The sequence below is a fragment of the Burkholderia lata genome, from assembly GCF_902499335.1.
Taxonomy (GTDB): domain Bacteria; phylum Pseudomonadota; class Gammaproteobacteria; order Burkholderiales; family Burkholderiaceae; genus Burkholderia; species Burkholderia lata_B.
Window position 1 is genome coordinate 208,516 of the sequence record NZ_CABVQK010000006.1, and the last position, 24,017, is coordinate 232,532.

Consider the following 24,017-nt stretch of genomic DNA (forward strand, 5'->3'; position numbering starts at 1 on the left):
GTGTATCACTCAGGGGCGGTGCCGAGATTCACGAAGACCTTGTCGGCGCCCGCCTTGTACAGCCGCTTGCCGAGCTTCGGATAGTCGCACACGTCGTGTTCCGGCCGGTCGCCCGCCACGAGATAGACCAGCGGCAGATCTCCGGTATTCAGCATCGTGTGCGCGGCGCCTCCGCGCGGAAATCCCATGAAGTCGCCCGGGCCGATCGCACAGGTTTGGCCGTCGACGATTGCTTCGCCGGTTCCCGAAAGGACGTAGACGCATTCTTCCGCGTAGAGATGCCGGTGGTATTCGGTGGATTCGTGCCCGGGCATCAAGGTCATCAGATGGAAGCCGAGTTGCGTCAGCCCGGTTGCGTCGCCAAGCGACTGCTTCAGGCGGACGGCATTCTCGTTCAACGGATGAACGGAATGTTCCGGTTCCATCGCCGCGATGTCGGCGGCTTTCAGCACTTCACGCGGGGTGTTCATTGTCGTTCCTGTCCTTTCCTGTCCGGGAATCGGGGCGGCAGTGGTGCGGCGAGTGTGAATTATGGGGGGCTGGGGCTGGTGGCAGCATCGTTACGCGTGCCTGAAAGATGGCGACAGGGGCAGGGCTGCGTCTTTCGCCACGCGATGCTACGTAACGCAGGGCTCGCGTTACGCACGCGTTACCCGGGCCGCAAGGCTTGATCGGCGCTGCGAGGTCGGGCACGGATGCAGTGCGTCGCGCCACGGACGGCCGTCGGGGCGCGGCAGTCTGGCATGGGTGTGTAGCCGTCGGGGATGCCGATCGCAATGGCACGATAGATGCTTGTCGGGATGATCGAGCTGAAAAGCGAACGGGGGCTTCCATGCAAAATCATTTCATCAAGGCGAACGTTGCGCTCGCTGCCATTGCCGCGGCTTGCGCACTGGCTGCGTGTGGCGGCAGCGATGTTGCGGCGCCAAAGCCGAGTGGTAACAACATCGGAACGAGTACGAGTGGCACGAGCGGAACCAGTGGCACGAGCGGAACCAGTGGCACGAGCGGAACCAGTGGCACGAGTGGAACCAGTGGCACGAGCGGAACCAGCGGCACGAGCGGAACCAGTGGCACGAGTGGAACCAGCGGCACGAGCGGAACCAGCGGCACGAGTGGGACCAGCGGTACGAGTGGGACCAGCGGTACGAGCGGAACCAGTGGCACGAGTGGAACCAGTGGCACGAGTGGAACCAGTGGCACGAGTGGAACCAGTGGCACGAGTGGAACCAGTGGCACAAGCGGAACCGGCGGTACGAGCGGAACCAGCGGCACCCCTGGCACGAACGGCATCATCAGCTCCGTCGGCGCGGTCGTCATGGACGCCGGCGTCACGATCAGCGGCGTGAGCCCACCAGTGGGCAAGGGCGTGACCACCGGTCTCGGCAACACGGTCACGGGCGCGGGCACGATCATCCGCGACACGACGAACGCCGTGAGCAACGGCATCGGCCAAACCGGCTTCACGGCGAACCCCGTCGGCACGACGGTCGCCGGGCTGGGCTCCATCGTCGGCTCGGTCAGCAATCCGGTCACTGGCCTCAGCGATACCGTAAAGGCGCTCGGCGCCGGCCCGCTGTCGCCGTTGGCGCCGCTCACGACACCGGTCGGTGGCCTGCTCGACACCGTGGCCGGCGGCATCAAGACGGGCGGCACCATGCTCGGCTCGGCCCTTTCGTCGGGCCCGGTCCAGCAGGCGACTCAGGCGATCAGCACGGCGATTACACCGCTCGTGACGACCGTCGGCCAGGTCACGCAGCAGGTCGGCACGGCGAGCGGCCTCGGTCAGCCCGTCGCGGGCCTGCTCGGGCAGATCGGCGGCGCGATCACGTCGGCGGGATGGAAGGTGACGTCCACGTCGCCCCAGCCGCTGGTCGGCGGCGTCGGCGAACTCGTGCGCGCGGTCGGCAACACCGTGACCAATGCGGGCGGCCTCGTGAACCCGGGCGGCGCGAACGGTGCGGTGCCGGTCGCCGGCCTGGTGACGAGCGTGGTCGGCGGCATTCCGGCGACCGTCCACAACGGTTCCGCGACCGGCACGGGCGGCGGTTCACCGTTGGGCGGGCTCTCCAATCCGCTCGCGCCCATTACGGGGCTGGTGGGCGGCCTGCTTGGCGGCTTGGCCGGCAAGTAGCCGATCGATTCCGATCGTCACGGCGGTAACCGGCCAAGCGAACCTCGGCCTCCGGTTACCGCCGACCGGAATGGCTGGATGATCTCCTGCGGGAAGCGGATCGACGGGGCCTCTCGATGCGTCAATCGCGAATGACGTTGCGTTGCGATGGCGGCCGCGCCAATCCGCGTGCGGGCAGCGGCGTCGACATCACGATCGACGTGCGTGTTTCGCCGTACAGGTTGATGCGTTCGATCAGTTGTTCGAGATGGGTCATGCTGATCGCGGCGAGCCGCAGCATGTACGAGTCCGCGCCCGTCACGTGATGGCATTCGACGACTTCGGGAATCGTCTCCAGCAACCGGAGGAATTTCGCTTTCGCCGGTTGCGACACCGTGATGCCGATCAGCGCGCTGACCGGATAGCCGGCCGCGACAGGATTGATCCGGGCCGTGTAGCCCTCGACGACGCCGGCCGACTCTAGGCGCTTCACGCGCTCCGTCACCGCCGGCACCGACAGGTGCACCTGGCGCGCCAGTTCCGTGTAGCTGATGCGGCCGTTGGCCTGCAACAGCGACAGTACCTTCCAGTCCAGATCGTCCATCGAGGCGGGAATTTTTAAGGTGGAGTAGCTATTTTTCCTTAAAAACCGCATTCAGCGATGACGGGACTTTCCCTACGATGCCTGTTCCACCCGTTGCATCTCGCAAGGAGCAGGCGATGCTGTTCATCAAATCCGTCGTGATGGGGCTGTCGATCGCGGTGCCGGTCGGGCCGATCGGCATGCTGTGCATCCAGCGCAGCCTGAGCCGCGGTTTTCAGGCGGGATTCGCGACGGGCGTCGGCGCCGCATGCGCCGATGCGATCTACGGCCTGCTCGGTGCGCTCGGCATCGCGGGTATCGTCACGGCATTCCCGATGCTGACCGTCGGCCTGAAAATCGGTGGCGGCGCGTTTCTCGTGTGGCTGGCGTGGACCATCGCGCGCCAGGCGCCGGCCGCGTCGACGGCGCAGCGCGACCTGCCGCGCACGACCGTCCTGCGCGATTTCGTGACGACGTTCGGCCTGACGCTGTCGAACCCGATGACGATCCTGTCGTTCGTCGGGATCTTCGCGGCGCTTGGGCCGCTGTCGGGGGCGCGGCAAGGGGCGATGTGGCCGGCCGTGACGTTGATGGTCGCCGGTGTGTTCATCGGCTCCGCGACATGGTGGCTGTGCCTGAGCGGTACGACCGCCGCGCTGCGCACGAAGATGTCGTTCGCGTTCATGCATGGGCTGTCGCGCGTGTCGGCCGCAGTCATCGCGGTATTCGGCGTGATTCAGGTGGTCGCGGGCGTGCGCGGTGTCATCTAGGTCGATGCGCCGCACGTATCGCGTTGCGACCGGATGGCATCGATCGTCGTCCGGATATGCGCGAGCAACTCGAGCACGACCGCTTTCCGGAAATACTGGTTCATTCGTGTGCTGACGACGAGATCGGATGGCAACGCGTCGATCGAACGCTGAACCGACAGCAGATCGTCGGCGAGTCGCGCCAGCGCATCGCGTTCCTACGTGCTCATCGCAGATGCCATTTCTTCCGGTCAGAAAACAAACGCGCCGATGCCGCAATATCCGGCGACAAGTCTGCCCCCAGTGCATCGATAAACGGCACGGTACCGGCCGGCAAGGTCGCGGCCGCCGATTGCGCGATCGCTAGCCAGTACGCTGCGGTCGAGCACGATCACACGGCGCGGAATCTCGTCCGCATGTGTGCGGCGGCGCCGTTCGACGTGATCGGGCTGGCGTGCCATCTGGCCAGCAGGGAGATCAGGATCGCCGCCGCAGTGAACGACACGTTCGCCTCCCCTGGTCGCCAGACTGCATGTTATGGAGACGATCGCATTAGTTGAATGATATGCAGTTTTGTTAGCCAATTCATTTACGTCCTAATTGCTCAATATGATTGCGTTGCCAATGTGTAATTGAGTGTAATGGACGATGCGAGCGAGATCAGATATTCATGACGTGTGCAGACTTTCGTGCGTTGTGCTCAAGCTTATTCCTGTCGGAGAAATAAAGTTGTTGATCGTTTAAATTATTTGCGCGTCAAAGGTGGCGTAATTGCCCATCAGGATAGTGGTGGGCTGGATGGCATATTATTTAACTTAAATATGGGAAATCATCATGTCTTCTGACCAGCAAGCTGTGCGCGAAGAGGGTGAGCCGTCTCTCGCGGTGTCGACGCCGTCTGCTTACGCAGTTCTATACGATAACGATCGTAAATTTCTCGTGGCGACGAAGGTTATGGAATCGTACTATTTTTTAAGTGGAGGTACGGGGTCCGTTTATTATAATGGATATAAACTTCCTCCTTCAAAAGGCCCGGGATTGAATGCGTTGCCCGGAGGAGGAGATAAAGAGAACAATCCCAGGGCATGTGCCCGGCGTGAATTTCGGGAAGAGACTGGAGTGGACTTGCCGCAGAGTACGGGATTTTACAAGGATATAGTCAAATCATTTGAAGGCGGAGCCTACTCGGGAGTGTATTTCCGTGCGGATCTTGGGGATGTGCGGAAGGTGGTTGACGAAATATCTCAAAAATCGCTTCCAAATTCAAAAAGAATTATTGCGGAAATAAAGAGCAAGAAATACACGAAATACGATCAGGTTATTGAGTTTGTTCGGAAAAATAATATTTCTCCATGGCCGGTGGATAATGAGCTGGAAAGGGTCGAGTGCTGGAATATCGCGGATCAAGCGACATGGGACAAAATCAAAAAGTGGGAAAGCAATAGTGCCATAAATTGGTATTATCACGTCCTCAAATACCTGCGAGTTGATATTTTTGGTCTGAAAGAGTAGGTGATCGATTTGGGCGGTGCGCTATTTCGTTATTGGCACAGGCGGAATCGGGCTAACGTAAAGCAGCTGTTGATGTCCGGGTAAACGCTGTAACCGGGGGCGGTTTCACAAAAAACCGGATTCAACGGCGAAAGTGCGAGGAGCGACCAGAGTCGGCAACGGCTGGAAGGCGGTAATCCAAGGGGCTCGCCTACCGGGAGCAAATGAGGTTGAGTGGCAACGCCGACGTATGGCCGAAACGGCGGCTCCAGCGCACGGCGAACCTTGGCTCGGGGCCAACACTTCCTGTCTCGTCGGGCGGCGGTTGGCCACGAGCCGCCATTCATCCGTGTGCCGGACAACGGCGAAAGCAGTCCCGTGATCCAGATCGAAGCGCGCTCCGCCGCCATCCCAGCATCCGCGATGCCCGTGACGATCACCCGAGTTCAAACGACGTCACCCCGAACACGCGGTCGATCGCAATCGCCGGCGCTTCTTTCGTGTACATCCGTGCGGTTTCGAACACGCTCGTCATGCCGTGGCGCTCCGCCAGCGCGACGGCCGCGGGGTTCGTTTCCGGCACGTCGAGCACGACGACCTCGCCGGGCATGCGTGCCGCGAGCGCGCGAAACAGCCCGGTGGCAACGCCTGCGTCGTCGGCGAACAGCGGGCCGATCTTGCAGCTCGCCTTGCAGCGGCGCACGACACCGTATCCGGCGACACGGCCGCCGTCGACCGTTGCGAGCGCAACGGCATCCGGTTGCGCGATCCAGGTGGACACGAAACGCTCGCGTGCCGACGGAAAGCACTCGCGATCGTAGGCAAGCAACTGCTCGAACGGCACGTCGGCCGCTGCCGCCGCGTGCGCGCATCCGATGCCGTCCACGCGCCCCTGATAGCGGATGTTGCGGTACGCGAGCGCGAACCCGGACTTCCTGTAGTTCGCCTGCTGGGCCAGGACACCATCGAGCCCGATGTTGCGGTCGCCGAGGTAACGCATGCCGTGTTGCCAGATTCGCATGCCGAAGCCTTGGCCGCGAAACCCGGGTTTGACGATGTAGAGGCCGATGAAGCCGAAGCGTTCGTCGTAGGCGACAGCGGAGAGGCACGCGACCGGTTCGCCGCGCCAGACGCCGACGAAGAACCCGGCCGGGTCTGCTTCCCTGAAACAGGATGGATCGTGCAGGCCGGGATTCCAGCCTTCCGCAGCCGCCCATTCGACCGACATGGCGACCTCGTCGGCCGACATGGTGCGTACGATGAAGTCTCCGCCTTGATCCATGGTTCACCCTCAGTCGCTGCGCTCGAGAGCGCGCGTTGCGTTACCGGCTGCCGACCCGAAGCGGCCATGACGGGTTATATGCCCAGTTTGGCAACCTCTCCGTCAGCGAAAAATCTAGGGATGGATGGTTTCGCCACGGTTCAGCATGTCGATGAATTCCCCGATTTTACGCGCCCGTGTTTCCGGCTTTTTGGCATTCTGTACCCGAAACAGAATGGCATAGCGGTTACGGCTGTTCAGCGTTGCGAAAAACTTCCTAGCGCCCGGATTGGCGTCCAAAGCGGCCTGCAGGTCGTCCGGCACGGTCGAATTGCTTGCCGACGTATAAGCGGCCTGCCAGCGGCCGTCCTTCCTGGCTTTCTCGACTTCGCCCATGCCGGGCGGGCGCATTCTGCCTGAGGCAATCAGTGCTTCAGCCCTGTCTTTGTTGAGTTGGGACCAGATGCTTTTTGCGGAGCGCGGGGTGAAGCGCTGTAACCAGTATTGCTCGTTCTCAGCCCGCTTTTGACCATCGATCCAGCCATAGCAGAGGGCGCTTTCCAGCGCCTGTTCGTAGGTGACGGTGCGCTGGCAGGTGCTTTTTTTCGCCAGACGCAGCCATGCTCCGGTCGAAGTGGTGCCGTTTTGCCCTAACCAGCTTTCCCATTCGATCTGACTGGTAAAGGTTAGCGCGCATTCGGTCATGTCACGGTCCTGAATGGTTGACTAGATGTGCGGGGAAGGCGTCCGCAGTCTAACAGCGTCGATACTGACATCAACGTCCGTGGCGGAACCAAAGACCGGCCCTTCGGTAGCCACTCGCACTTTGCCTGGTTAGGGTCGGAATCACCCGTTTCAACAATCCAGTGGCGCCCTTTTCCAAAGGGAGGCCTGACCACACCCTGCGCCAAGGCCTCCCCATCCCAAATCAGAACGTATAACTCACCTTCCCGAACGCCGTCCGCCCGAGTGTGTTGTACCCATACGCGGTCATGTACTGCCGATCGAACAGATTCGACACCGTTGCCGACACCGTCAGGTGCGAATTGATCCGGTACGACGCGCGCAGGCCCACCGTCAGATACGACGGCAGATAGGTCGAGTTCGCCGGATCGTCGAACGTCGTGCCGCCGTAAAGCAGCGATGCCCCCGTGCTCAACGCATGCAGGTGCAACTCATCCCACGTGTGATCGATGTTGAGGCTGACCGTCTGGCGCGGCCGGCGGTTGAGCCACGTGTCGTTGGTCTTGTCCTGCGGATTCAGGATCCCGATCGCGAGGCTCACCGGCGTCGAGCGGCCGATCGTCCCCTTGTACGACAGGTCGATGCCGCGAATATGCGCGCGGCCGATGTTCATCGGCGAGAACGTCGCCGGGTTGTATGCGATCAGGTTGGTGACGCGCGTGTCGTAGATCGCGGCCGAGAACGTGCCGTAAGACGTGTTCGCATCGAGCGCAGCCTCGACCGACGTGTTGCGTTCCGGGCGGAGATTCGGATTCCCGTAGCCGGGGTAGTACAGGTCGTTGAACGACGGCAGCTTGAACGCATTGCCGTACGACACGCGCGCCGTATAAACAGGCGTGATCGCCCACGCCAGCGCTGCGTTGCCCGTATTCACCGACTGCCCGGCGATGATTTCATGACGCCCCGCGAGGAACATCGTCACGCTGCCGAGCGTCGCCGATTGATGCAGCGAGAACGCGGAATCGTTGCGGGTCGGCACGCCGCCCGGATTGTCGATCGGCAGGAACGCCTGCTCGCGCGTGAAGTCGTAAGCGAGCTTGGTTTCACCCGACAGCGGCAGCCCGAACAGATGGAATCCGCGCTCCTGATGCGTCAGCGACGTCGACGTGCTGATGCGCTGCGAATTGATCTGGTCGGTCGGGATGGCCGGATTGCTCGCATAGAGGAACTGGCGATCGTTCGAATAACCGAAGGACTGGTCGAACTGCGTATCGGGCGTGATGTCGAGGTGGAACGCGATACCGGTCGTCAGTTGATGATCGAGCTGACGGTTCGCATAGCCGCTGTTGTCGTAGGACAGATCGGACCGGTGATACAGCGCGAACGTCGAGACCGACCAGTTGTCGCGCGCGTAGCCGAGGCGCGCATCGAGATCCTGCGCATGGTACGGATTGCGGCCATCCTCGTGGTACGGCAACACGGGGCGCGTCGAGTCGATACCGGCCGTGTTGTACGAGTGCAGGCCGAGCGAGTAGGTGAGCCCGCCGAGTGCGGCGAGCGGCCCGGTCGACGGCACCGTGCCCGACGTGCGGAGCTGCGTGTCGAACGTCTTGTTCGATCCGCCGCCGAACGACACGGTGGTCTGGTTCGGCTGGTTGGCCGCGCGGCGCGTGAAGAGCTGCACGACGCCGCCCATCGCATTGGCGCCGAACGACGCGGCGGCCGGCCCCGAAATCACTTCCACCCGTTCGAACGCTTCGGTCGGCAGGTCGGCCCATGGCGCGATGCCGGTGGTCGGCGAGCCGATCCGGATGCCGTCGATGAACACGGCGACCTGGCTGGCCGACGAGCCGCGGATGCTGACCGACGCCGACGAACCGGGTCCGCCGTTCTGCGAGACGGTCACGCCGGGCAGCGTCGCGAGCGCCTGCGTGATGCTCGGGTCGCTCGGCGACAGCCGGTCGAGATCGGTGCGCGTGAGCACCTGGGTCGTCGCATAGCGCTGGTCGAACGACTCGGGCAGTCGCCGCGTGTCGGTCACATTGATCGTCGGCAGGTCGGCGCCTTCGGCGGCCGGGGCCGATTGCGAAGCCGCGGTGTCGCCGGCGGCGTGGGCGAGGGGCGAGAGGAGCGCGGTCGCGGCGGACGTGGCTAGGAGGTGTCGAATCTTCATGAGGCTGTCGTTGTCGTCGGGCTGCGCATGCGGCGATCGTGAGCGGGCGGCGGGCAGCGCCGGACTTGTTATCGGTGATCGGGTTATCGGGCGACCGGACCGAGCGGGCCGGTGTCGCCAGCGTCGGCGCAGCGCATGCCGGCGGACGCGATCGATAGGGAACGACGCGCGCGAGCGGGCGGGCCGTGCATGCCGGCGGCGTGCCGGCGCGGCGCTTCCGGTGCGGAAGCGGATGCGGTAACAGTGGACATCGGGCGGATCCTGAGGTCGGGCCGTCCATGCAACGGGCGACCGCCAACGGCGGTGCTTGGCGCTCCGGGACACCCCGCCCGGTGCGGCTGCTTGGACCTCGGGTCGATGGCAGGTCTCCTGGCTCGCGGGTCGTGATTCGTGCCGGCCTTCCCGGTTTCCCAGTGGCATGCGGTGGCACGGATTCGCCGCTCACAGTTGCGGGGGCAGCCGCAGATTCGAGGCGTGGCCTCTCCTGCGTTCCCTTTTGATCCCATCCCTGGGAACCATCAGCGCGCAAGGGTAATGGCGTGCGCTCGGGCGCGTCAATTGTCCGGCTGCGCGGGGATGCGAAAAAACGTCACCGGCGAGCAAAAACTTTCGAAATCCTTTCTTTCATGCGTCGGTACCGCGTTTCATGTCTGACGAAACGGGGTGTTCGCGGCCATGCGATCGCGCCTGAACCGGCTCGGCGCGACACCCGTCCACCTGACGAACGCGCGGCGAAACGCCTCCTCGCCGCCGAACCCGAGATGCGCGGCAATCCGCGCGACCGGCCAGTCCGACTCGCGCAGCCAGCGTTGCGCGGCCTCGGCGAGACACTGCTCCCGCAGCACGTGATAACCGCTTCCTTCGGCCACCAGCCGCCGCCGCAACGTCGCCTCGCTCACGCCCAGCCACGCGGCCAGATCCGCGAGCGCCGGCAACGCCTGCTCGTGCGCGAGCGCCGCATCGAGAAAACCGCGCACTTGCTGCGCCCACGACACGACGGCCGGCGCCGCATCGATCAGACGAAACGGAAAATCGACGAGAAACGCGTCGAGCTCGGCCGGCTGCCGGATCACGCGGCACTCGAGCCGCGTCGCATCGAACGCGAAGCCGTAGGTCTTGCGGCCCACCTCCACCGGCGCATTGAACAACCCGAGCAGCGGCATCGCGTCGTCGCGGCGCGGATGACCGAGCCATACGTCGCTCGGCCGCAGCGGCTGCCCGATCAGCCAGCCGAACAGCTGCAGATAGCAGAACAACCCCGTCAGGTCGACGAGGCACGCGGCCGGACTGCGCGTGCGGCGCAGCGAATCCATCCGGAACGTCGCGCGCCCGTCGCGCACGGCGAGCGACAGCGCACCGGCGCGCGGCGTCAGCATCTCGCAGAATTCGCGCGCGCAGCGGATGGCGTCGGCCAGTGTCGCGCAGCTCAACAGGCAGCGGCACATCAGGTCGACTTCTCGCTTGCGCATCGGCGGGTGCCCGTCGCCGCGCGCGACCTGCGCCTCGAGCCGCTCGATCGCGTCGCGGTACAGCGCGACGAAATCGCCCGGCGTCGCTGCCGGTTGCGGCGGCTGCGCATCGCGGTCGGCAGGCGGCGCGCCGCTGCGCGTGAGTTCGCTCAGCAGGCGCGCGCCGAGGCCCGGCAGGACGCGGCCGCGGGCCGGCATGGCGCGCTGTTTCATGTGTTTCCCGATCTGATCGTTGCGACAGGGGCCGGTGAGCGAGCCGGTAGGGGTCTGCTGACCGTCACCACGCAAGAATGCTATCCACGCCGACCGCCTTCGGCCTCGCCGGAACGGCGTAGGCCGGCCGCGCATCCCTGTTACGAACGACCACGGACGACACGCGAATGATCCAGATCGTAGACGAAATCACGCTCGCGCCCGAGCGCATTCCCGACGTGCTTGCACTGCTGCGCGACCGTTACCTGCCGGGCCACGCGGCACGCGGGCTGACGGCGGCCGGCCGCTGGGTGTCGCCGCCCGTCGCGGTGCCGGGGCAGCCGAGCACGCTGTGGCTGACCTGGCACGTGGCCGACGCGCTGTCCTACTACCGGATGCGTGCGCTGACGGATGCCGGCGTGGTCGGCTTCTGGATGGCCGTCGACGCGCTGTGCGACGTGCGCCGCCGCCATGTGATGACGGACGCCGATGCGCCGCTGCCCGCGCTGACGGAGGTCGACCATGCGGCATGACACGGCACAGGTATTCGTGTCGGCGGATTGCAACGCCGGTGCCATCGAACGTGCGCTGCACGAAGCCGCGCACGCGCTGGCCGGCACGAAACGCGTGGCACTGGCACGCAATCTGGACGGCAGTTGGGGCGCGGGCGACTACACGCTCGACGTGCTGCGCGACGAGTCGGCGGCCGACCGCACGGGGAATTTCGCCGCGCTGGCGCAATTGCCGGGCATCGAGCGCATCGACGGCGCCGGATGCCGTGCGATCGGCGGCGGCCTGCGCGATCCGGCGCTGCGCGACGGCGTGTGGCGCACGCTGATGTTGCGCGTGCGCCCGCAGGCCAGCGCGGCGCAGATCGCCGCGCTCGAACGCGAATTGCTGCAGATGCCCGCGTTCATGCCCGGCATCCGTAACTGGCGACTGAGCCGGATCGACACGCCCGACGCATGGACGCACGTGTGGCAGCAGGAATTCGCGCACGTCGGCGATCTGCTCGGCGAATACCTGATGCACCCGTATCACTGGGGCTGGGTCGACCGCCGGTTCGATGCCGAAAGCCCCGACTGGACGGTCGATGCGATCTCGCATGCGTTCTGTCCGCTCGCGTCGAGCCTGCTGGCCGATACGGCGGCGTGACGCGCCGCACACATCAAGCTGACAACAACCCTGGAGACACGAAGATGCGAGCCCTGTTGATCGATCGCGTCGGTCATTCCGACGCTTTCCGGATGGCCGACGTGCCGGCACCGACGCCGGGCCCCGGCGACGTGCTGATCCGCGTCGCGTACGCAGGCGTCAATCCTGCCGACTGGAAATGCCGCGAAGGCCACCTCGGCGCATTCATGCAATACACGTTTCCGTTCGTGATCGGCTTCGACGCGGCGGGCGTGGTCGAAGCGGTCGGCGACGGCGTCGACGGTTTCGCGCCCGGCATGCGTGTGTTCGCGCAGACCGACGTCGGCGCGGGGCGCTGGGGCGCGTATGCGGAATACGTGGCCGTGCGGCACGACTCGGTCGTGCGCGTGCCCGACGCGGTGAGCCTGGCGGAAGCCGCCACGGTGCCGACGCCCGCGCTTGCCGCGTGGGCCGGCCTGTTCGACGACGGCGGGTTGCAGGCGGGCAAGACCGTGCTGGTGCACGGCGGCGCGGGCGCGGTCGGCATGTTCGCGATCCAGCTCGCGGTGCAGGCCGGCGCGCGCGTCGCGGCGACGTGTTCGGCGCGCAACCGCGAGACGGTCGAATCGCTGGGCGCGGCGGCCAGCATCGACTATCGCGCGCAGGACATCGCCGCGGCGCTGCGCGCATGGGCGCCCGGCGGTGTCGACCTCGTGCTCGACGCGGTCGGCGGCGACACGCTGCCCGATGCGCTCGACCTGCTGGCGCCGGGCGGCACGCTGGTGAACATCATGACGCTCGCGGCCGGCGATGCGGAGCGGCTCGCCGCGACGGCGGCCGAAGCTGCACGACGCGGCCTGCGCACCGCGATGACCTACAGCCGGATGCCGAGCGGCGACACGCTCGGCCGGATCGCGACGCAACTCGAGCAGCGCACGCTGCGCGTGCCGCGTTTCGATCGCTTCCCGCTCGAACAGGCGGCCCGCGCACTCGATCTCGTTCAAACGGGCGAGGCGAAAACGAAGCTGGTGCTTCATGTTGCGGATATCGCCCGCTGAGCGGCCCGCACGCACATCACAGGAGACAACGATGACCGATACCCGAACCGGCGTACTGGCCGGCAAGTGCGCGCTCGTGACGGGCGCAAGCCGCGGCATTGGCCGTGCGATCGCGCAGCGCCTCGCATCGGAAGGCGCGACCGTCGTCGTGACGGCGCGCAGCCTCGTGCAATCGGCGACGACCGCCGGCACGCTCGCCGAAACGGTTGCGCTGATCGAGCAGGCCGGCGGCCGTGCGATCGCGGTTGCGGCCGACCTGTCGAACGCGGCCGAGCGCGATGCGCTCGTCGGGCGCGCGGCGCAGGCGGCCGGCGGCCTCGACATCCTCGTCAACAACGCGGGCGTGGCCGACTACGCCTGCGTCGACGCGATGCCGATGACGATGTTCGACACGACGATCGAACACTATCTGCGGATTCCGTTCGCGCTGGCACAAGCCGCGATCCCGTTGATGCGCGCACGCGGCGCCGGCTGGATCGTGAACGTCGGCTCGGTGACGGCGCTGCCGCCGCTGCGGCCGTTCGACGATTTCTCGCGTGCGGGCGGCGCGACCGTCTATGCGGCGGTGAAGGCGGCACTGTCGCGCTTCACGCAGGGGCTCGCGGCCGAACTCGAAGCCGACGGGATCGCGGTGAATCTCGTCGCGCCGAGCACGGCGATCCGCACGCCGGGCGCCGCGCGCTACATCCCCGAAGGCTATCCGACCGAGGACGTCGCTTACCTCGCCGAAACCGCGCTCGCGCTGTGCAGCCTGCCGGCGCGCGAACGCACGGGCCTCGTCACGCACAGCCTGCATTTCCCGCTCGCGCAGCAGTTCGCGGTGCGCTCGCTCGACGGCCGCACGGCGCTGCCGCCGCCGGTGATTCCCGCGTATGCGCATCCCCACATCGACCCGACAGGACTCTGATTGATATGACGAACTCGATTCGCTTCGACGGCGGCACCGCCGTGATCACCGGCGCGGCCAGCGGCATCGGCAGCGGGCTCGCGCGCCACGCAGCCGGGCTCGGCATGCGCGTCGTGCTCGCCGATCTCGACCCGGTAAAGCTCGAAGCATTCGCCGCGACGCTCGACGCCGACGTCCTGTGCGTGCCGACCGACGTCAGCCGGCCGGAAGCCGTCGACGCGCTGGCGGAGGCGGCCTGGCAGCGCTTCGGCGGCGTCGACCTGCTGTTCAACAACGCGGGCGTGATGGCGACCGGCTTCACCTGGGAAATCACGCCGGAACGCTTCGAGCGCAGCTTCGCGATCAACGTGCACGGCGTGCTGAACGGGATCCGCAGCTTCGTGCCGAGGATGCTCGAACGCAACGTGCCGGCGCGCGTCGTGAATACCGCGTCGGTCGGCGGGTTCCTGCCGAGCCCGCTGATGTCGCCTTACTCGGCGACGAAATTTGCGGTGGTTGCGCTGACCGAATCGCTGTATGGAGAACTGAAGATGTTGGGTGCGCCGGTCGGCGTGTCGTTGCTTGCACCGGGCCCCGTGCAGTCGGGCATCTTCAATGATCCGTTCGGCGCGGCGCACGACCGGCCCGAGGTGCGCGGCTTCGTCGACACGATGCGCTCGATGCTGAACGCGCACGGGCTCACGCCCGACGCGTTCGCCGAGCGGGTGTTCGACGGCATCCGTGCAGGGCGCTACTGGCTGATTCCGCAACCGGAGACGATCGACGGCGCGCTGCAGCGGCGCACCGACGACATCCTCGATTCACGCGATCCGTCGTTGCCGTCGTTCTGAGGGCCGGGCGCGGCAGCCGCGCCCGGCGCGTACCGTCACATGTGCGTACCGGAATGCGTGCGGCCGCTCGGGTCGCCGCCGCGATCGGGTGGCGTATTGTTCTGATCGATCTTCGCGAGCACGAAGCCGGCGTGCGGCAACGCGCCGGGTGAGCGGTGCGTTGCTTGCGCGACGGCGTCGTGGGGCGACGCGGCGGGAAAACCGGATGACGTCACGCCCGGTTGAGCGAACGCCGAAAGGGAAGCGGCCGCCAGGGCGGCGGCGACGATCGCGTGCGATTTCATGGTGGCTCCTTCACGACTGACTACGGGACAACGTAATCAGTCTAGGGCGCGAAACTTAACGCGACGTGAAGGTGTGGTGCGGCGCGGATGACGGAATGTTCATGCGCGCCGCGACGTTCATGCCGGCGCCGACACCAGCGCGCAGAAGTTCTCGAGATCGACGTTGCCGCCGCTGATCAGCACGCCCACGCGCTTGCCCTGCAGCACGTCCTTCATCCGTCGCACGGCGGCGAACGACAGGCAGCCGGTCGGTTCGACCACAATCTTCATACGCGTGGCGAAGAAGCGCATGCAGTCGATCAATTCCGCGTCCGTTGCGGTCAGGATGTCGTCGACGTCGCGGCGGATGATCGGGAAGGTCAGGTTGCCGAGGTGCTGTGTCTGCGCGCCGTCGGCGATCGTGCGCGGCGTGTCGATATGCACGATCGCGCCGGAGCGGAACGATTGCTGGCCGTCGTTGCCGGCTTCCGGCTCGACACCGTACAGCGTCGCTTTCGGCGACAGCGCGCGCGTGGCGAGCGCGGTACCCGACAGCAGCCCGCCGCCGCCGAGCGGCGTGAATACCGCGTCGAGCGGGCCGACTTCGTCGAACAGTTCCTTGGCCGCCGTGCCCTGGCCGGCGATCACGTCCGGGTGGTCGTAGGGCGGGATCAGCGTGAGCCCGTGCTGTGCCGCGAGATCGCGCCCGATCTGCTCGCGATCCTCGGTGTAGCGGTCGTAGGTCACGACCTTGCCGCCGTAGCCGCGCGTCGCGGCCATTTTCGCGGCCGGTGCATCCTGCGGCATCACGATCGTCGCGGGAATGCCGAGCATGCGCGCCGACAGCGCGATCGCCTGCGCATGGTTGCCGGACGAGAACGCGACGACGCCGTTGCGGCGCTGCTCCGCGTCGAAGCGCGACAGCGCGTTGAACGCGCCGCGGAACTTGAATGCGCCCATGCGCTGCAGGTTCTCGCACTTGAAGAACACCTGCGCGCCGAGCGCTTCGTCGATCGTCCGCGACGTCATCACCGGCGTGCGGTGCGCATGGCCTTCGAGCCGCGCCGCGGCAGCGGCAACGTCGTCGTACGTGGGGAGAGTCGGAGAGTTCATGGGTTGCCCGGTGGTCATGAAAATCGGTCAGCAGGAAAGCAGCGCGAGTATCGCGCTTGCGCTATTTCGCATCGTTGTAGACGGTCGCGCGCGAGACGCCGAGATGCTGCGACACGATCTCCATCGCGCGGCGCACTTCGAGGAAACCGTCAGCCTTCAGCGTCTGCATCAGCTCGCGGCGCTGGTCGGTCTTCAGTTCGCGCGGCGTCGTCGCGAGGCGCATCGCGAACGCGTCGATGCGTTGCCGGATCGCATCCGCGCCGGCCGGGTCGAGCGTTTCGGCGATGGCTTCGCTGTCCGTGCTGCAGAACTGGTTCAGCATGCCCTGGAAGCCGCGGAATAGCGTGACGTCGGCATTCAGGCACAGCGCGGCCACATAGCGGCCGGTCGAATCCTTGATGCCGATCGACGTGCTTTTCGCGGTGCGGCCGTCGGCGAAGCGGTTCGGGTAGTTCGCGAGCACGGGCGGGAAATCGTCGTCCGCGATGCGGGCGAGGCCGAGCTCGGTCGCGGGATCGCCGACTGCGCGCCCCGACAGGTTGTTGTGGATCGCGAGGATCGCGTGCTTCGGCGTGCGCAGGTCGTGGACCACGACCTCGGTGAACGGCGCGAACATCGCGCCGAGCCCTTCGGCAATGCGCTGAACCTGTTCGATCAGCGATGCCTGCTCGGACAGCACGAGTTTCCGGGTGGTGGTCATGATGGTTTCGCGTTCAGGTTTCGGATCGAGGCGACGGCTTCGGGAACGGGGCAACCGGCGTGTTACTCACCGTCCGCGGCTTCCGGCCGCGTGATGTCGGCGAGCAGCGGTTGCGCGATCCGCACGTAGTCGGCCGCGTCGAGCACGACGGAGCGGTCGAGGCGGCCCGCGTTGAAGGCGATCTCGGTGTTGCGTTCGACCAGTACCGGATCGACGACGAGCGTCACGCTGGGGTCGAACACGAACGGCGGCACGGCGCCCATCACGCAGCGCGTGACGGTGGCCGCGAGGTCGGGCGACGCGAGCGTTGCCTTGCGGCGGCCGACCGCATCGGCGACCTTGCGGAAATCGATCTTCAGATGGCCGGGAATCACCGCGAGCGCGGTGGCGTCGCCGCCATCCTTGAACGTGCAGAGCATCGCTTTCGCGCCCTGTTCGGGGCGTGTACCGCGCAGCGCGGCAATCGCGTCGGATTTCCCTTCGGCCGGATGCTCCAGCACGCGGAATCGTGCGCCGGACGTAACCAGCAGATCGCAAAGCGTGTCGAAAACGGGGTGGTCGCTCATGTCGCTCCGGGCAAATGGGGCCGGGGAATCGAGGCGCGCTCGGGTTCGAATGCTTCAGCGTGCCGGTCGATGGATTGTCCAATTATAGACGTTTTGTCATGAGTGTGGCAAAGGGGCGGGAGGCCGGGGAGTGGAGCGAGTGGCGGGCGAAAAGGGGCTCGTCGAAAAATGGGGCGTTGCGGAATGGGGCGGGGCGGTGATCGCGACGACGCCGTCGTGCCGCCGGCTGCGACGGGAACGCGCGACCGCCCGCCGTTACTTCGTCAATCCTCGTTCCTCCCATCGGTCCCACGTCTTCAGTGCCTGACGGGCCACCCTGCCGAACAGAAACGACAGGGTGTCGCTCTTCATCGACATCGATTTCCTGTTCACGATCCAGAAGTCCGTCAAGGCCGATTGCTTTCCGCTCAGCAGATCCGCGATCGTTCGGCCGTTGAGGTGTGTCAAGGCGACGCCATGACCGAAGCATCCGCCCGAGTAGATGATGCGTTCGTCATCGACGAAACCGATCTCCGGAACCATGTCCATCGTCACCGAAACCGGGCCGCCCCATCGGTAGTCGATGCGCGTGTTTCGTAGCTGCGGGTAGATCCATTTCAGGTGCTCCTCGCAATGCCGCCACGCCGCGGGGGCCGGCGTTTCTTCCGTGGCATCCGTCCTGTAGCTGATCGCATCCCCGCCTCCCATGAGAATGCGACCATCGGCCGTCGGCCGGAAATAGTGCAGCATCTGCCGGTTGTCGCCGAAGGACTGTCGTTCCTTCCAGCCGATGCTTTCCCATTGCGCATCGCTCAAGGGTTCGGTGACGACCTGATACGTCCAGAGCGGATACTGGCGCGTCTTCAGCTTCGACGAGCCGGGAACCTGGCGAGAATAGGCATTCGTCGCCACGACGATCCTGTCCGCCTCGATCCGGCCGTGCGGCGTCGCGATGCGTACCGCCAATCGCGTTCTTTCCAGGCTCGTGACGGGTGTCAGCTCGTAGATCGAGACCCCGCTCGACATCGCCAGGGCCTTCAGCGACCGGACCTGCTTGCACGGGTCGAGATACCCGGTGTCCGACTCGTAGATGCCGCCTGCGAAGCGTTCGGAATGGAAGTCCTGCTGGAACTGGTGCGCGTCGTGCCACACCATGTCCGTGTCGATACCCAGCTGCTGGAACAATTCAAACGTCTTCTGCATGCGGCCCAATTGCTGTTTCGTGTAGCTCGCGCGAACCAGGCCGCCATGGCAGTAGTCGGACTGAAAGCCGTGTTGGTCGATGAGCTGCCGGGTGTGCGCCACGGCGAGCTTCAGGTAGTGATGGGCATCGACCATCTTTTGCTTGCCCCAGCGCAGCACGACCATTTCCGGCTCCAGGCCGAACATCTTCGTGCTGAACCCGGCGTTGCGACCGCTGGCGCCGAATCCCACGATGGCGGCTTCCAGCACGACGACTCGGGCGTTGGGATTGTCCTTCTTGAATTGAAACGCGGTGTTCAGCCCGGTGAAGCCGCCACCGATGATGGCGACATCGACCTTGAGATCCCCGATCAGCGACGGGTTGGGCGCATATTCTCCGTAGGCTTGCTGCCAGAATGACCTGGCCTGCAGCGGTGATGTTGGGTCGAATGCCATGACGATGCTCACATGTGGGGAGATCCGGTCGCCGCTCCACGAATGACGGTGAGGGCGCAGCGGTCGATTTCACGGGTTATAAGGGCTCACACTTGTTGATTTCGGCTATTGATTTCGGTATCCATAATAATTTTCTCGTTCTGAAGAATGAACGCGTCGACGCGGCTTGCCAGCACCGCATCATCGCCATCCAGTGAGCGCCTCATCATGTCGATCTGGAATTCCTCCTGATCGACCATGTAGTCGAGAAAGGCACGCACATCGGAAGGGCCGATGTCTCGAAGCCGACGCAACACTTCGCAGTAGGCGATAGTCTCCGCGTAGACGTACTTCAGGAGCGGCGTCAGCAGGCTCGTCGGGACTGAACCCACCACCCAGGCCTTCACCCGCGTGGTCAACGAGGGCGTAGCATCCATCCCCCAGCGCGTTGCCGCGGCGTGGTAAATCGGCGCATTGAACGCTTCCAGTTTCAGGTAGGCGGCCCAAAGTCGCTGGCGCGGATCACCGTCGAGGCGCCCCGCAAGTCTCCCAATGGCGCGCAAGGCGAACGCGCGGTTCTGGATCTCGTAGTGAAATCCGGCGGTGAATGCGTTGGTCGGCATCAAGATATCCCGCTCATTTAAGGCCGGCGCTTGGCAGGAAAAGCGGTTCCCTGCCATGCCGGCATGTCGGTCGATTCGAGTGATAGAAAAGCAATCCTAAAAATTAAGGTCTGGCATCCATCAATGGCCGGAACGATGGGTTGGGTACTCGACCGCTGGAAACGCTGTCAGCCTCGCGCTCGACAACTCCGTACCGCGTCCCGCGAGGAAAGTGATCCTTGTGAGCCCGTGTGCGTGGTGTCGGGCAATCTGCCCCGTATGCAATACGCCGGTGCGTAACGACGATAATATGTCACGTGACCTATTTGTGCAACATCGGCGATGAACGTGCACCGATGCTTGAGACGGGCGCCGAACGAGTCGCATGTACGCTCGCCGATGGATACCGTCTCGTCTCCGCGATTCGGAAACCTGCGTAGAATGTCGCCGTCAGGTTCGGCATCTCGGCTTCCACAATGGACCGGTGCCTGGAAGCCGACGGCAAATGCAGGTCGATCGACACGACCCAGTGTCAGGCATCGATGCTTCGCAATATCCGGTCGACCAACCTATATCCCGGTTACCCGTGTACCGAGCGGGCGCGGTGCGGTCGGTATGCGGCCGGGCATGAGCGGCGCCGACGCGTCATCAGCACCATTGCCCGGGCATTCGCTCACAGGGCAGCAGGAGGAATTCGTGAAGAGGGCGGTTCTCGATAACGGACGCGTCTTGACCGAACGCGGCAAGAACACCGTGAACAAAATTATGGCCAGTGCGATCGAGATCTTCGTCGTCGAAGGCTACGGCGGGCTGACCATGCGGAAGGTCGCGGCAAAAGCGGGACTGGCGCTGTCGAACCTGCAGCACTACTTCCCCACGCGCGAAGACATCTTCGAAGCCATCCTTTTCGCGACGCGGGAGGCGTATGCCAATACGTACGACAGCGTGCGTGCGGACACGTCGCTGACACCCGAAGGCCGTCTGGAGAAAGTGGTCCGACTGTTGCTCGAAGACGGAAAGCAGCCCAAGACCCAAAGCCTGTTCGTGAACTTCTGGGCACTGGCCCAGACGCAAGAGTTCGCGCGGAAAATGCTCGAAGAGGGATACGGGTTTCAACGCGGCGTGATCGCCGGATTCATCGAAGCCGTGAACCCGGCGCTGTCACAAGCAGCGCTCACCAGGCGAGCTGCACTGGTCACGGCGCAGATCGAAGGGCTTATCGTGCTGATACCGCAAAGAAATCGGTTCCCGTCGGATATCAAGGGAATTGAGGACGATGTGGTGATGGCCATTCTGGCGTTGGCCAAGGCGCCATGAGTTGAATCGCTGCGGTGGCTCGGTGTCGGCCCGGTGCAGTGCGTCGATGTGGCCGCTTCCGTCGTTGAAGATCGATCGCTATGGTGCCGAGGCAGCGCTTCCATCGCCACACATCATTCCGTGCCCGCCCGCCGACAACTCCAAATATCAACAGGTGGCTGAGAACATGCCCAGGCGAGATACCGGCGTCAGCATCCGTGTATATCATTGTGTGCAGTGCTGCACAGAAACTGTCTCGATTCCTCGGTAATGAGAGAGTTGATGCTTGCGTTGCCAACGCATTCCGCGGCACGACCTACCGGCACAGGTCCATCGAACACACCGGCTTTGACCATGCGGCTCACGATGGCGACGAGTTCATGCGTTTCGTTCGGCGCGCCATTGAGGTGCCCGGAGAATATCGCGCCGCCTGAATCGCCACGGCAATTGGTGCCGACGCCCGCCGGCTGTAGATAGATCCATCCGCCACTGCCGGGATTCTGGGGCGACTCGGACAACGAATTCCATCCCAGTTGAGGGTTGTCGCCCGGAACATCGTTGACGGAACCGGTGAATCCATAACCGATGATCGAAACCGGTGTGTTGGCCGGAGGCGACTTGCGAGTCAGTGACACGACGTGCCCGGTTGGCGAGCCGTCGTAATCGACCGCCAGAATTGCCTGGTCCGCGACCGCATCGGGCGTGGCATCCGATGGGGTGGCGGACCAGCGTGGACTGACGAAGATCTGTTTGATGCCGCGCGCCTTTCGCCCCTTGATGGAGACGTTCGAGCCATCCAGTGCTGTCGCGAAGAACCCGTCCTTCCCGGTCTCGCCGTACTTGTAGAACCGCAGGCGATCGGGTGCGAGCTTCTGATTGTTGGCATCGTCTGTCACGCAATGCGCAGCGGTAATGATCCAGTTGCGGGTCGCCAACGTACCCGAGCACTGATATTTCCCGTCCAGACTGATCGCAACGATATCGTCGAAGCCGCCAAATTCGTATGGCGTTGCCACGTGGCTGTTGGCGGAATGGTTATCGTGTTGGTCGACATGCGGCGGAGGATACTTCGGGTCCTTGCCGGTGTTCGGGCAAATCACCTGGATCTCCGGTCCACCGAGTCCAAGAGCGGCGAGCGCCGGAATGCTGTAGAGCTGCTCCATGCGACGCTTGAGATCCGGATCCACGTGGAGGCTTACCGCGGCAAGGGCCAGCGTCGATCGCGACGCGGCGAGGAGCGTGCCGCAATTGCCGGAAGCGTTTGCCAAAGTCAGCAGCGCGGCGCGGGTTTTGACTTCAGCATCGAAGCTGCGCTTGACATCGAGCGGTATAGTGCCGTTCACGATCTGATCGGCGGTGACGCGTGTCCGAAGCGATTCGGTCAACGTGTTCATCACAGGAGCGGGAAGCGCGGCAGAGGCGGGTAGCGTCGCGTCTGCAGCATCCGTCTTGCCGAGTGCTCCCGCAACGAGCGGGATGACGGCGCGCGCCACCCGCGCATGCTCGTCCGCGGCCTGGCCGTGCGCGTTCAGCGATACGGCCGCGAGCAGCGTTGCCGCCGTCGTCAATCTTCCGGTACGTGATGCGCCCGCCATCATCATTGACATTTCCCCACGACGGTTCCGTTTGCTTCGCGGACGGCCTTTTGCGCGCTCAGGCAATCGGAAATGGCCTTGTTGTCATTGATGACCTTCTTGGCCGCATCCTGTGCCGCGTTTGCTTCGGCGGCCGCGGTGTCCGTGCGGGCTTTCTTACGAGCATCACGCGCCTTCTGGAGCGCATCGAGATCGGTGTTGGCCGTGCTGGCCGCCTCTGGTGCGATCGAGTTCGACTTCAGTCCAAGCTTGTTGATTGCGCCATCCGACGAAAGCGCGATCGTCGCGGTTTGCGTTTCGAACATTCTGTTTCGGAGCGGCAGGATCACGTAGGAGCCGAGCTGAGGCACCGTTTCTTCGCTCACGTGAAATACACCGTGGGTGCTGTACCCGGATGGGGCAGCGCCACCGGGCGTCGGATCGGGACAGACTTCGTCACATGCTTGCAAGAGGCCGTACGCTGGTTCGCGAAGGATGATGCCCTCGACGGACGTGTTATCAAGGGTCGTTTTTTTCTGCGCCACGACCGGATCGATGCGAAGTTCAGTTTGTAGCGACCTGAGTATCACGTCATCGCGTGCGTCCGGAATCTCGATCGTGTCCTGATTCTGGTCTTTATTGTTCAGTGCCTTGTAGCCCCGTGGGGTAAGCCATTTCTTCAGGATCTGCCTAGGATAGAAGTGTCCGGTAATTTCGGAATGTTTGGGATCAGGCGCGCTGCGCAGCTGAGGACGCCACACGAACACTGTGCTGAAGGTCGTGGCAGAACTGCTGTCCGGCGCGCCGGCCGCCTGCGTTGCGGAGGCGGCATCAGCCGCGCTGGCCGACGCGGGCTTCGTGGCACCCTTGGTCTTGCCGGAACCTGAAGCTTGAGATTTGCCTTGCGCACTCAGCGCCTTGAGCACATCAGCATTGCACATGTCCTGGGTGGTCGGGTTCGATCCGGCGTCGGTCAACGTCACACCGCCTGCCAGCGAGGCGATCCGTAGCGCGGTTCCGACCACAGCGGTAATCGTGGGTCCCGTCTTGTCCGTGATCGTGGCGTTGATCGACTTCAGCGTCGAATTATCGAAATTCTCCACCGTCAGATCGGTATCTTTGAAGAAGTTTCTCAGCGAAGAGTAGGGAATGTAGTAACGCTCCGAAGGGTCGGGTTGTGTCTCGGATGTGATCGTGATTTGCTTGTTCGCTTGAACCTGAAGCGATCCATTTTTCAGCAATTCACATTGAATGATCGTGTACTTCGCCGAGACGATATAGATCTTCTGAGGGAGAGAATAAGGAATGCCGTAAATCGGCGAGGAATCGCCCGGACGCTTGACCGAATAAACGGAAGTGCAGGATGACAGAACGAAAGGGATGCTCAAAACAAAGCCGAGCCAGGCGGCACGTTTACTTGCCATTTTTGCCTTCCCCTTTTTTGGTTTTCTTCAGGACGGAAGTTCGTCCGATATTCGATTGATTGTTAAGTCCGAACGAGAAAAAATGCCGCTGCTGAGGGGGAGAATAGGAAACGTTTCAGGCTTTGTCTAGAAATATGGCGGTGCGATCCGTGGTCGATATCAATCACAGTGACTGGAGCCGTATCCATGTCTGAGGCTTCCGGGCGATTGCGCATCGAGAGCGCAGAGGCTGGACGTTC

The 24,017-nt window shown here is 64.1% G+C and carries 24 protein-coding genes and 1 riboswitch; of the genes, 9 read left to right on the top strand and 15 right to left on the bottom strand.

Going from position 1 to position 24,017, the window contains the following annotated elements:
* Window positions 1-5: 5 nt before the first annotated feature.
* A complete protein-coding gene (locus BCO18175_RS16630) occupies window positions 6-470 on the bottom strand; it encodes a cupin domain-containing protein (protein WP_174982530.1) in 465 nt (154 codons plus the stop codon).
* Between the two features lie 362 nt (window positions 471-832).
* Here BCO18175_RS16630 and BCO18175_RS16635 point away from each other — a divergent pair, with 362 nt between their 5' ends.
* Window positions 833-2,134 (top strand): collagen-like triple helix repeat-containing protein, encoded by a 1,302-nt coding sequence (locus BCO18175_RS16635; protein WP_174982532.1) that lies wholly within the window; start codon window positions 833-835, stop codon window positions 2,132-2,134.
* 121 nt (window positions 2,135-2,255) lie between these two features.
* Here BCO18175_RS16635 and BCO18175_RS16640 read toward each other — a convergent pair whose 3' ends face one another.
* Window positions 2,256-2,717, bottom strand: coding sequence for an Lrp/AsnC family transcriptional regulator (locus BCO18175_RS16640; protein WP_174982534.1), 462 nt, complete (start codon window positions 2,715-2,717; stop codon window positions 2,256-2,258).
* A 116-nt stretch (window positions 2,718-2,833) separates the two neighbouring features.
* Here BCO18175_RS16640 and BCO18175_RS16645 point away from each other — a divergent pair, with 116 nt between their 5' ends.
* Window positions 2,834-3,466: a LysE family translocator gene (locus BCO18175_RS16645; protein ID WP_174982536.1), complete on the top strand. Its 633-nt coding sequence runs from the start codon at window positions 2,834-2,836 to the stop codon at window positions 3,464-3,466.
* On the opposite strand, the gene BCO18175_RS40615 is transcribed toward BCO18175_RS16645, so the two are convergent.
* Window positions 3,463-3,600, bottom strand: a complete 138-nt coding sequence (locus BCO18175_RS40615) for a DUF6331 family protein (protein ID WP_254608100.1) — start codon at window positions 3,598-3,600, stop codon at window positions 3,463-3,465. The genes BCO18175_RS16645 and BCO18175_RS40615 overlap by 4 nt on opposite strands.
* 679 nt (window positions 3,601-4,279) lie before the next feature.
* Here BCO18175_RS40615 and BCO18175_RS16655 point away from each other — a divergent pair.
* A complete protein-coding gene (locus BCO18175_RS16655) occupies window positions 4,280-4,957 on the top strand; it encodes an NUDIX hydrolase (RefSeq protein ID WP_174982540.1) in 678 nt (225 codons plus the stop codon).
* A 415-nt stretch (window positions 4,958-5,372) separates the two neighbouring features.
* Here BCO18175_RS16655 and BCO18175_RS16660 read toward each other — a convergent pair whose 3' ends face one another.
* The 4 genes from BCO18175_RS16660 to BCO18175_RS16675 form a co-directional block, all read right to left on the bottom strand.
* Window positions 5,373-6,218, bottom strand: coding sequence for a GNAT family N-acetyltransferase (locus tag BCO18175_RS16660; protein ID WP_174982541.1), 846 nt, complete (start codon window positions 6,216-6,218; stop codon window positions 5,373-5,375).
* Window positions 6,219-6,332: 114 nt separating this feature from the next.
* A complete protein-coding gene (locus tag BCO18175_RS16665) occupies window positions 6,333-6,902 on the bottom strand; it encodes a YdeI/OmpD-associated family protein (protein ID WP_174982543.1) in 570 nt (189 codons plus the stop codon).
* 223 nt (window positions 6,903-7,125) lie between these two features.
* Window positions 7,126-9,054, bottom strand: coding sequence for a TonB-dependent receptor domain-containing protein (locus tag BCO18175_RS16670; RefSeq protein ID WP_174982545.1), 1,929 nt, complete (start codon window positions 9,052-9,054; stop codon window positions 7,126-7,128).
* A 342-nt stretch (window positions 9,055-9,396) separates the two neighbouring features.
* Window positions 9,397-9,589, bottom strand: a riboswitch (cobalamin riboswitch).
* Between the two features lie 109 nt (window positions 9,590-9,698).
* Window positions 9,699-10,736 carry a helix-turn-helix transcriptional regulator gene (locus BCO18175_RS16675; RefSeq protein WP_174982547.1) on the bottom strand — a complete coding sequence of 346 codons (1,038 nt, stop codon included), beginning with the start codon at window positions 10,734-10,736 and terminating at the stop codon, window positions 9,699-9,701.
* A 167-nt stretch (window positions 10,737-10,903) separates the two neighbouring features.
* On the opposite strand from BCO18175_RS16675, the gene BCO18175_RS16680 reads away from it, so the two are divergent.
* The 5 genes from BCO18175_RS16680 to BCO18175_RS16700 are packed head-to-tail and all read left to right on the top strand — an operon-like array spanning window position 10,904 to window position 14,644.
* Complete coding sequence (locus BCO18175_RS16680; RefSeq protein ID WP_174982549.1) at window positions 10,904-11,248, top strand: hypothetical protein; 345 nt, start codon at window positions 10,904-10,906, stop codon at window positions 11,246-11,248.
* The gene (locus BCO18175_RS16685; protein WP_174982551.1) at window positions 11,238-11,870 is read left to right on the top strand and encodes a Dabb family protein; all 633 of its coding nucleotides are present in this window, start codon (window positions 11,238-11,240) and stop codon (window positions 11,868-11,870) included. Before BCO18175_RS16680 ends, BCO18175_RS16685 begins: the two co-directional genes overlap by 11 nt.
* Window positions 11,871-11,914: 44 nt before the next feature.
* A complete protein-coding gene (locus BCO18175_RS16690; RefSeq protein WP_174982553.1) occupies window positions 11,915-12,907 on the top strand; it encodes an NADP-dependent oxidoreductase in 993 nt (330 codons plus the stop codon).
* Window positions 12,908-12,938: 31 nt separating this feature from the next.
* Entirely contained in the window at window positions 12,939-13,814 is an 876-nt protein-coding gene (locus tag BCO18175_RS16695; protein ID WP_174982555.1) for an SDR family NAD(P)-dependent oxidoreductase, read from the top strand.
* A 5-nt stretch (window positions 13,815-13,819) separates the two neighbouring features.
* Window positions 13,820-14,644: an SDR family NAD(P)-dependent oxidoreductase gene (locus BCO18175_RS16700; protein ID WP_174982557.1), complete on the top strand. Its 825-nt coding sequence runs from the start codon at window positions 13,820-13,822 to the stop codon at window positions 14,642-14,644.
* Window positions 14,645-14,679: 35 nt separating this feature from the next.
* Here the strand turns inward: BCO18175_RS16700 and BCO18175_RS16705 are convergent, their stop codons facing one another.
* The 6 genes from BCO18175_RS16705 to BCO18175_RS16730 all read right to left on the bottom strand — a co-directional run bounded on the left by BCO18175_RS16705 (window position 14,680) and on the right by BCO18175_RS16730 (window position 19,505).
* On the bottom strand, window positions 14,680-14,928 hold the full coding sequence (locus BCO18175_RS16705; RefSeq protein ID WP_174915545.1) for a hypothetical protein: 249 nt from the start codon (window positions 14,926-14,928) through the stop codon (window positions 14,680-14,682).
* Between the two features lie 117 nt (window positions 14,929-15,045).
* Complete coding sequence (locus BCO18175_RS16710) at window positions 15,046-16,020, bottom strand: threo-3-hydroxy-L-aspartate ammonia-lyase (RefSeq protein WP_174982559.1); 975 nt, start codon at window positions 16,018-16,020, stop codon at window positions 15,046-15,048.
* A gap of 61 nt (window positions 16,021-16,081) precedes the next feature.
* Window positions 16,082-16,720, bottom strand: a complete 639-nt coding sequence (locus tag BCO18175_RS16715) for a helix-turn-helix transcriptional regulator (RefSeq protein WP_174982561.1) — start codon at window positions 16,718-16,720, stop codon at window positions 16,082-16,084.
* A gap of 62 nt (window positions 16,721-16,782) precedes the next feature.
* Window positions 16,783-17,286 (bottom strand): YbaK/prolyl-tRNA synthetase associated domain-containing protein, encoded by a 504-nt coding sequence (locus BCO18175_RS16720; RefSeq protein ID WP_174982563.1) that lies wholly within the window; start codon window positions 17,284-17,286, stop codon window positions 16,783-16,785.
* 255 nt (window positions 17,287-17,541) lie between these two features.
* Entirely contained in the window at window positions 17,542-18,915 is a 1,374-nt protein-coding gene (locus BCO18175_RS16725) for an NAD(P)/FAD-dependent oxidoreductase (RefSeq protein ID WP_254608101.1), read from the bottom strand.
* Window positions 18,916-18,989: 74 nt separating this feature from the next.
* Window positions 18,990-19,505 carry a hypothetical protein gene (locus BCO18175_RS16730; RefSeq protein WP_174982565.1) on the bottom strand — a complete coding sequence of 172 codons (516 nt, stop codon included), beginning with the start codon at window positions 19,503-19,505 and terminating at the stop codon, window positions 18,990-18,992.
* Between the two features lie 606 nt (window positions 19,506-20,111).
* On the opposite strand from BCO18175_RS16730, the gene BCO18175_RS16735 reads away from it, so the two are divergent.
* Window positions 20,112-20,801: a TetR/AcrR family transcriptional regulator gene (locus BCO18175_RS16735; RefSeq protein ID WP_174982567.1), complete on the top strand. Its 690-nt coding sequence runs from the start codon at window positions 20,112-20,114 to the stop codon at window positions 20,799-20,801.
* 188 nt (window positions 20,802-20,989) lie between these two features.
* Here BCO18175_RS16735 and BCO18175_RS16740 read toward each other — a convergent pair whose 3' ends face one another.
* On the bottom strand, window positions 20,990-22,381 hold the full coding sequence (locus BCO18175_RS16740; RefSeq protein WP_174982568.1) for a trypsin-like serine protease: 1,392 nt from the start codon (window positions 22,379-22,381) through the stop codon (window positions 20,990-20,992).
* Window positions 22,378-23,778 carry a hypothetical protein gene (locus BCO18175_RS16745; protein ID WP_174982570.1) on the bottom strand — a complete coding sequence of 467 codons (1,401 nt, stop codon included), beginning with the start codon at window positions 23,776-23,778 and terminating at the stop codon, window positions 22,378-22,380. Before BCO18175_RS16745 ends, BCO18175_RS16740 begins: the two co-directional genes overlap by 4 nt.
* Window positions 23,779-24,017: the final 239 nt, after the last annotated feature.

Bases quoted from the DNA above. Each gene is read 5' to 3' on its own strand.
- BCO18175_RS16630 (WP_174982530.1), bottom strand. From the start codon at position 470: ATGAACACCCCGCGTGAAGTGCTGAAAGCCGCCGACATCGCGGCGATG.
- BCO18175_RS16635 (WP_174982532.1), top strand. From the start codon at position 833: ATGCAAAATCATTTCATCAAGGCGAACGTTGCGCTCGCTGCCATTGCC.
- BCO18175_RS16640 (WP_174982534.1), bottom strand. From the start codon at position 2,717: ATGGACGATCTGGACTGGAAGGTACTGTCGCTGTTGCAGGCCAACGGC.
- BCO18175_RS16645 (WP_174982536.1), top strand. From the start codon at position 2,834: ATGCTGTTCATCAAATCCGTCGTGATGGGGCTGTCGATCGCGGTGCCG.
- BCO18175_RS16655 (WP_174982540.1), top strand. From the start codon at position 4,280: ATGTCTTCTGACCAGCAAGCTGTGCGCGAAGAGGGTGAGCCGTCTCTC.
- BCO18175_RS16660 (WP_174982541.1), bottom strand. From the start codon at position 6,218: ATGGATCAAGGCGGAGACTTCATCGTACGCACCATGTCGGCCGACGAG.
- BCO18175_RS16665 (WP_174982543.1), bottom strand. From the start codon at position 6,902: ATGACCGAATGCGCGCTAACCTTTACCAGTCAGATCGAATGGGAAAGC.
- BCO18175_RS16670 (WP_174982545.1), bottom strand. From the start codon at position 9,054: ATGAAGATTCGACACCTCCTAGCCACGTCCGCCGCGACCGCGCTCCTC.
- BCO18175_RS16675 (WP_174982547.1), bottom strand. From the start codon at position 10,736: ATGAAACAGCGCGCCATGCCGGCCCGCGGCCGCGTCCTGCCGGGCCTC.
- BCO18175_RS16680 (WP_174982549.1), top strand. From the start codon at position 10,904: ATGATCCAGATCGTAGACGAAATCACGCTCGCGCCCGAGCGCATTCCC.
- BCO18175_RS16685 (WP_174982551.1), top strand. From the start codon at position 11,238: ATGCGGCATGACACGGCACAGGTATTCGTGTCGGCGGATTGCAACGCC.
- BCO18175_RS16690 (WP_174982553.1), top strand. From the start codon at position 11,915: ATGCGAGCCCTGTTGATCGATCGCGTCGGTCATTCCGACGCTTTCCGG.
- BCO18175_RS16695 (WP_174982555.1), top strand. From the start codon at position 12,939: ATGACCGATACCCGAACCGGCGTACTGGCCGGCAAGTGCGCGCTCGTG.
- BCO18175_RS16700 (WP_174982557.1), top strand. From the start codon at position 13,820: ATGACGAACTCGATTCGCTTCGACGGCGGCACCGCCGTGATCACCGGC.
- BCO18175_RS16705 (WP_174915545.1), bottom strand. From the start codon at position 14,928: ATGAAATCGCACGCGATCGTCGCCGCCGCCCTGGCGGCCGCTTCCCTT.
- BCO18175_RS16710 (WP_174982559.1), bottom strand. From the start codon at position 16,020: ATGAACTCTCCGACTCTCCCCACGTACGACGACGTTGCCGCTGCCGCG.
- BCO18175_RS16715 (WP_174982561.1), bottom strand. From the start codon at position 16,720: ATGACCACCACCCGGAAACTCGTGCTGTCCGAGCAGGCATCGCTGATC.
- BCO18175_RS16720 (WP_174982563.1), bottom strand. From the start codon at position 17,286: ATGAGCGACCACCCCGTTTTCGACACGCTTTGCGATCTGCTGGTTACG.
- BCO18175_RS16730 (WP_174982565.1), bottom strand. From the start codon at position 19,505: ATGCCGACCAACGCATTCACCGCCGGATTTCACTACGAGATCCAGAAC.
- BCO18175_RS16735 (WP_174982567.1), top strand. From the start codon at position 20,112: ATGAGCGGCGCCGACGCGTCATCAGCACCATTGCCCGGGCATTCGCTC.
- BCO18175_RS16740 (WP_174982568.1), bottom strand. From the start codon at position 22,381: ATGATGATGGCGGGCGCATCACGTACCGGAAGATTGACGACGGCGGCA.
- BCO18175_RS16745 (WP_174982570.1), bottom strand. From the start codon at position 23,778: ATGGCAAGTAAACGTGCCGCCTGGCTCGGCTTTGTTTTGAGCATCCCT.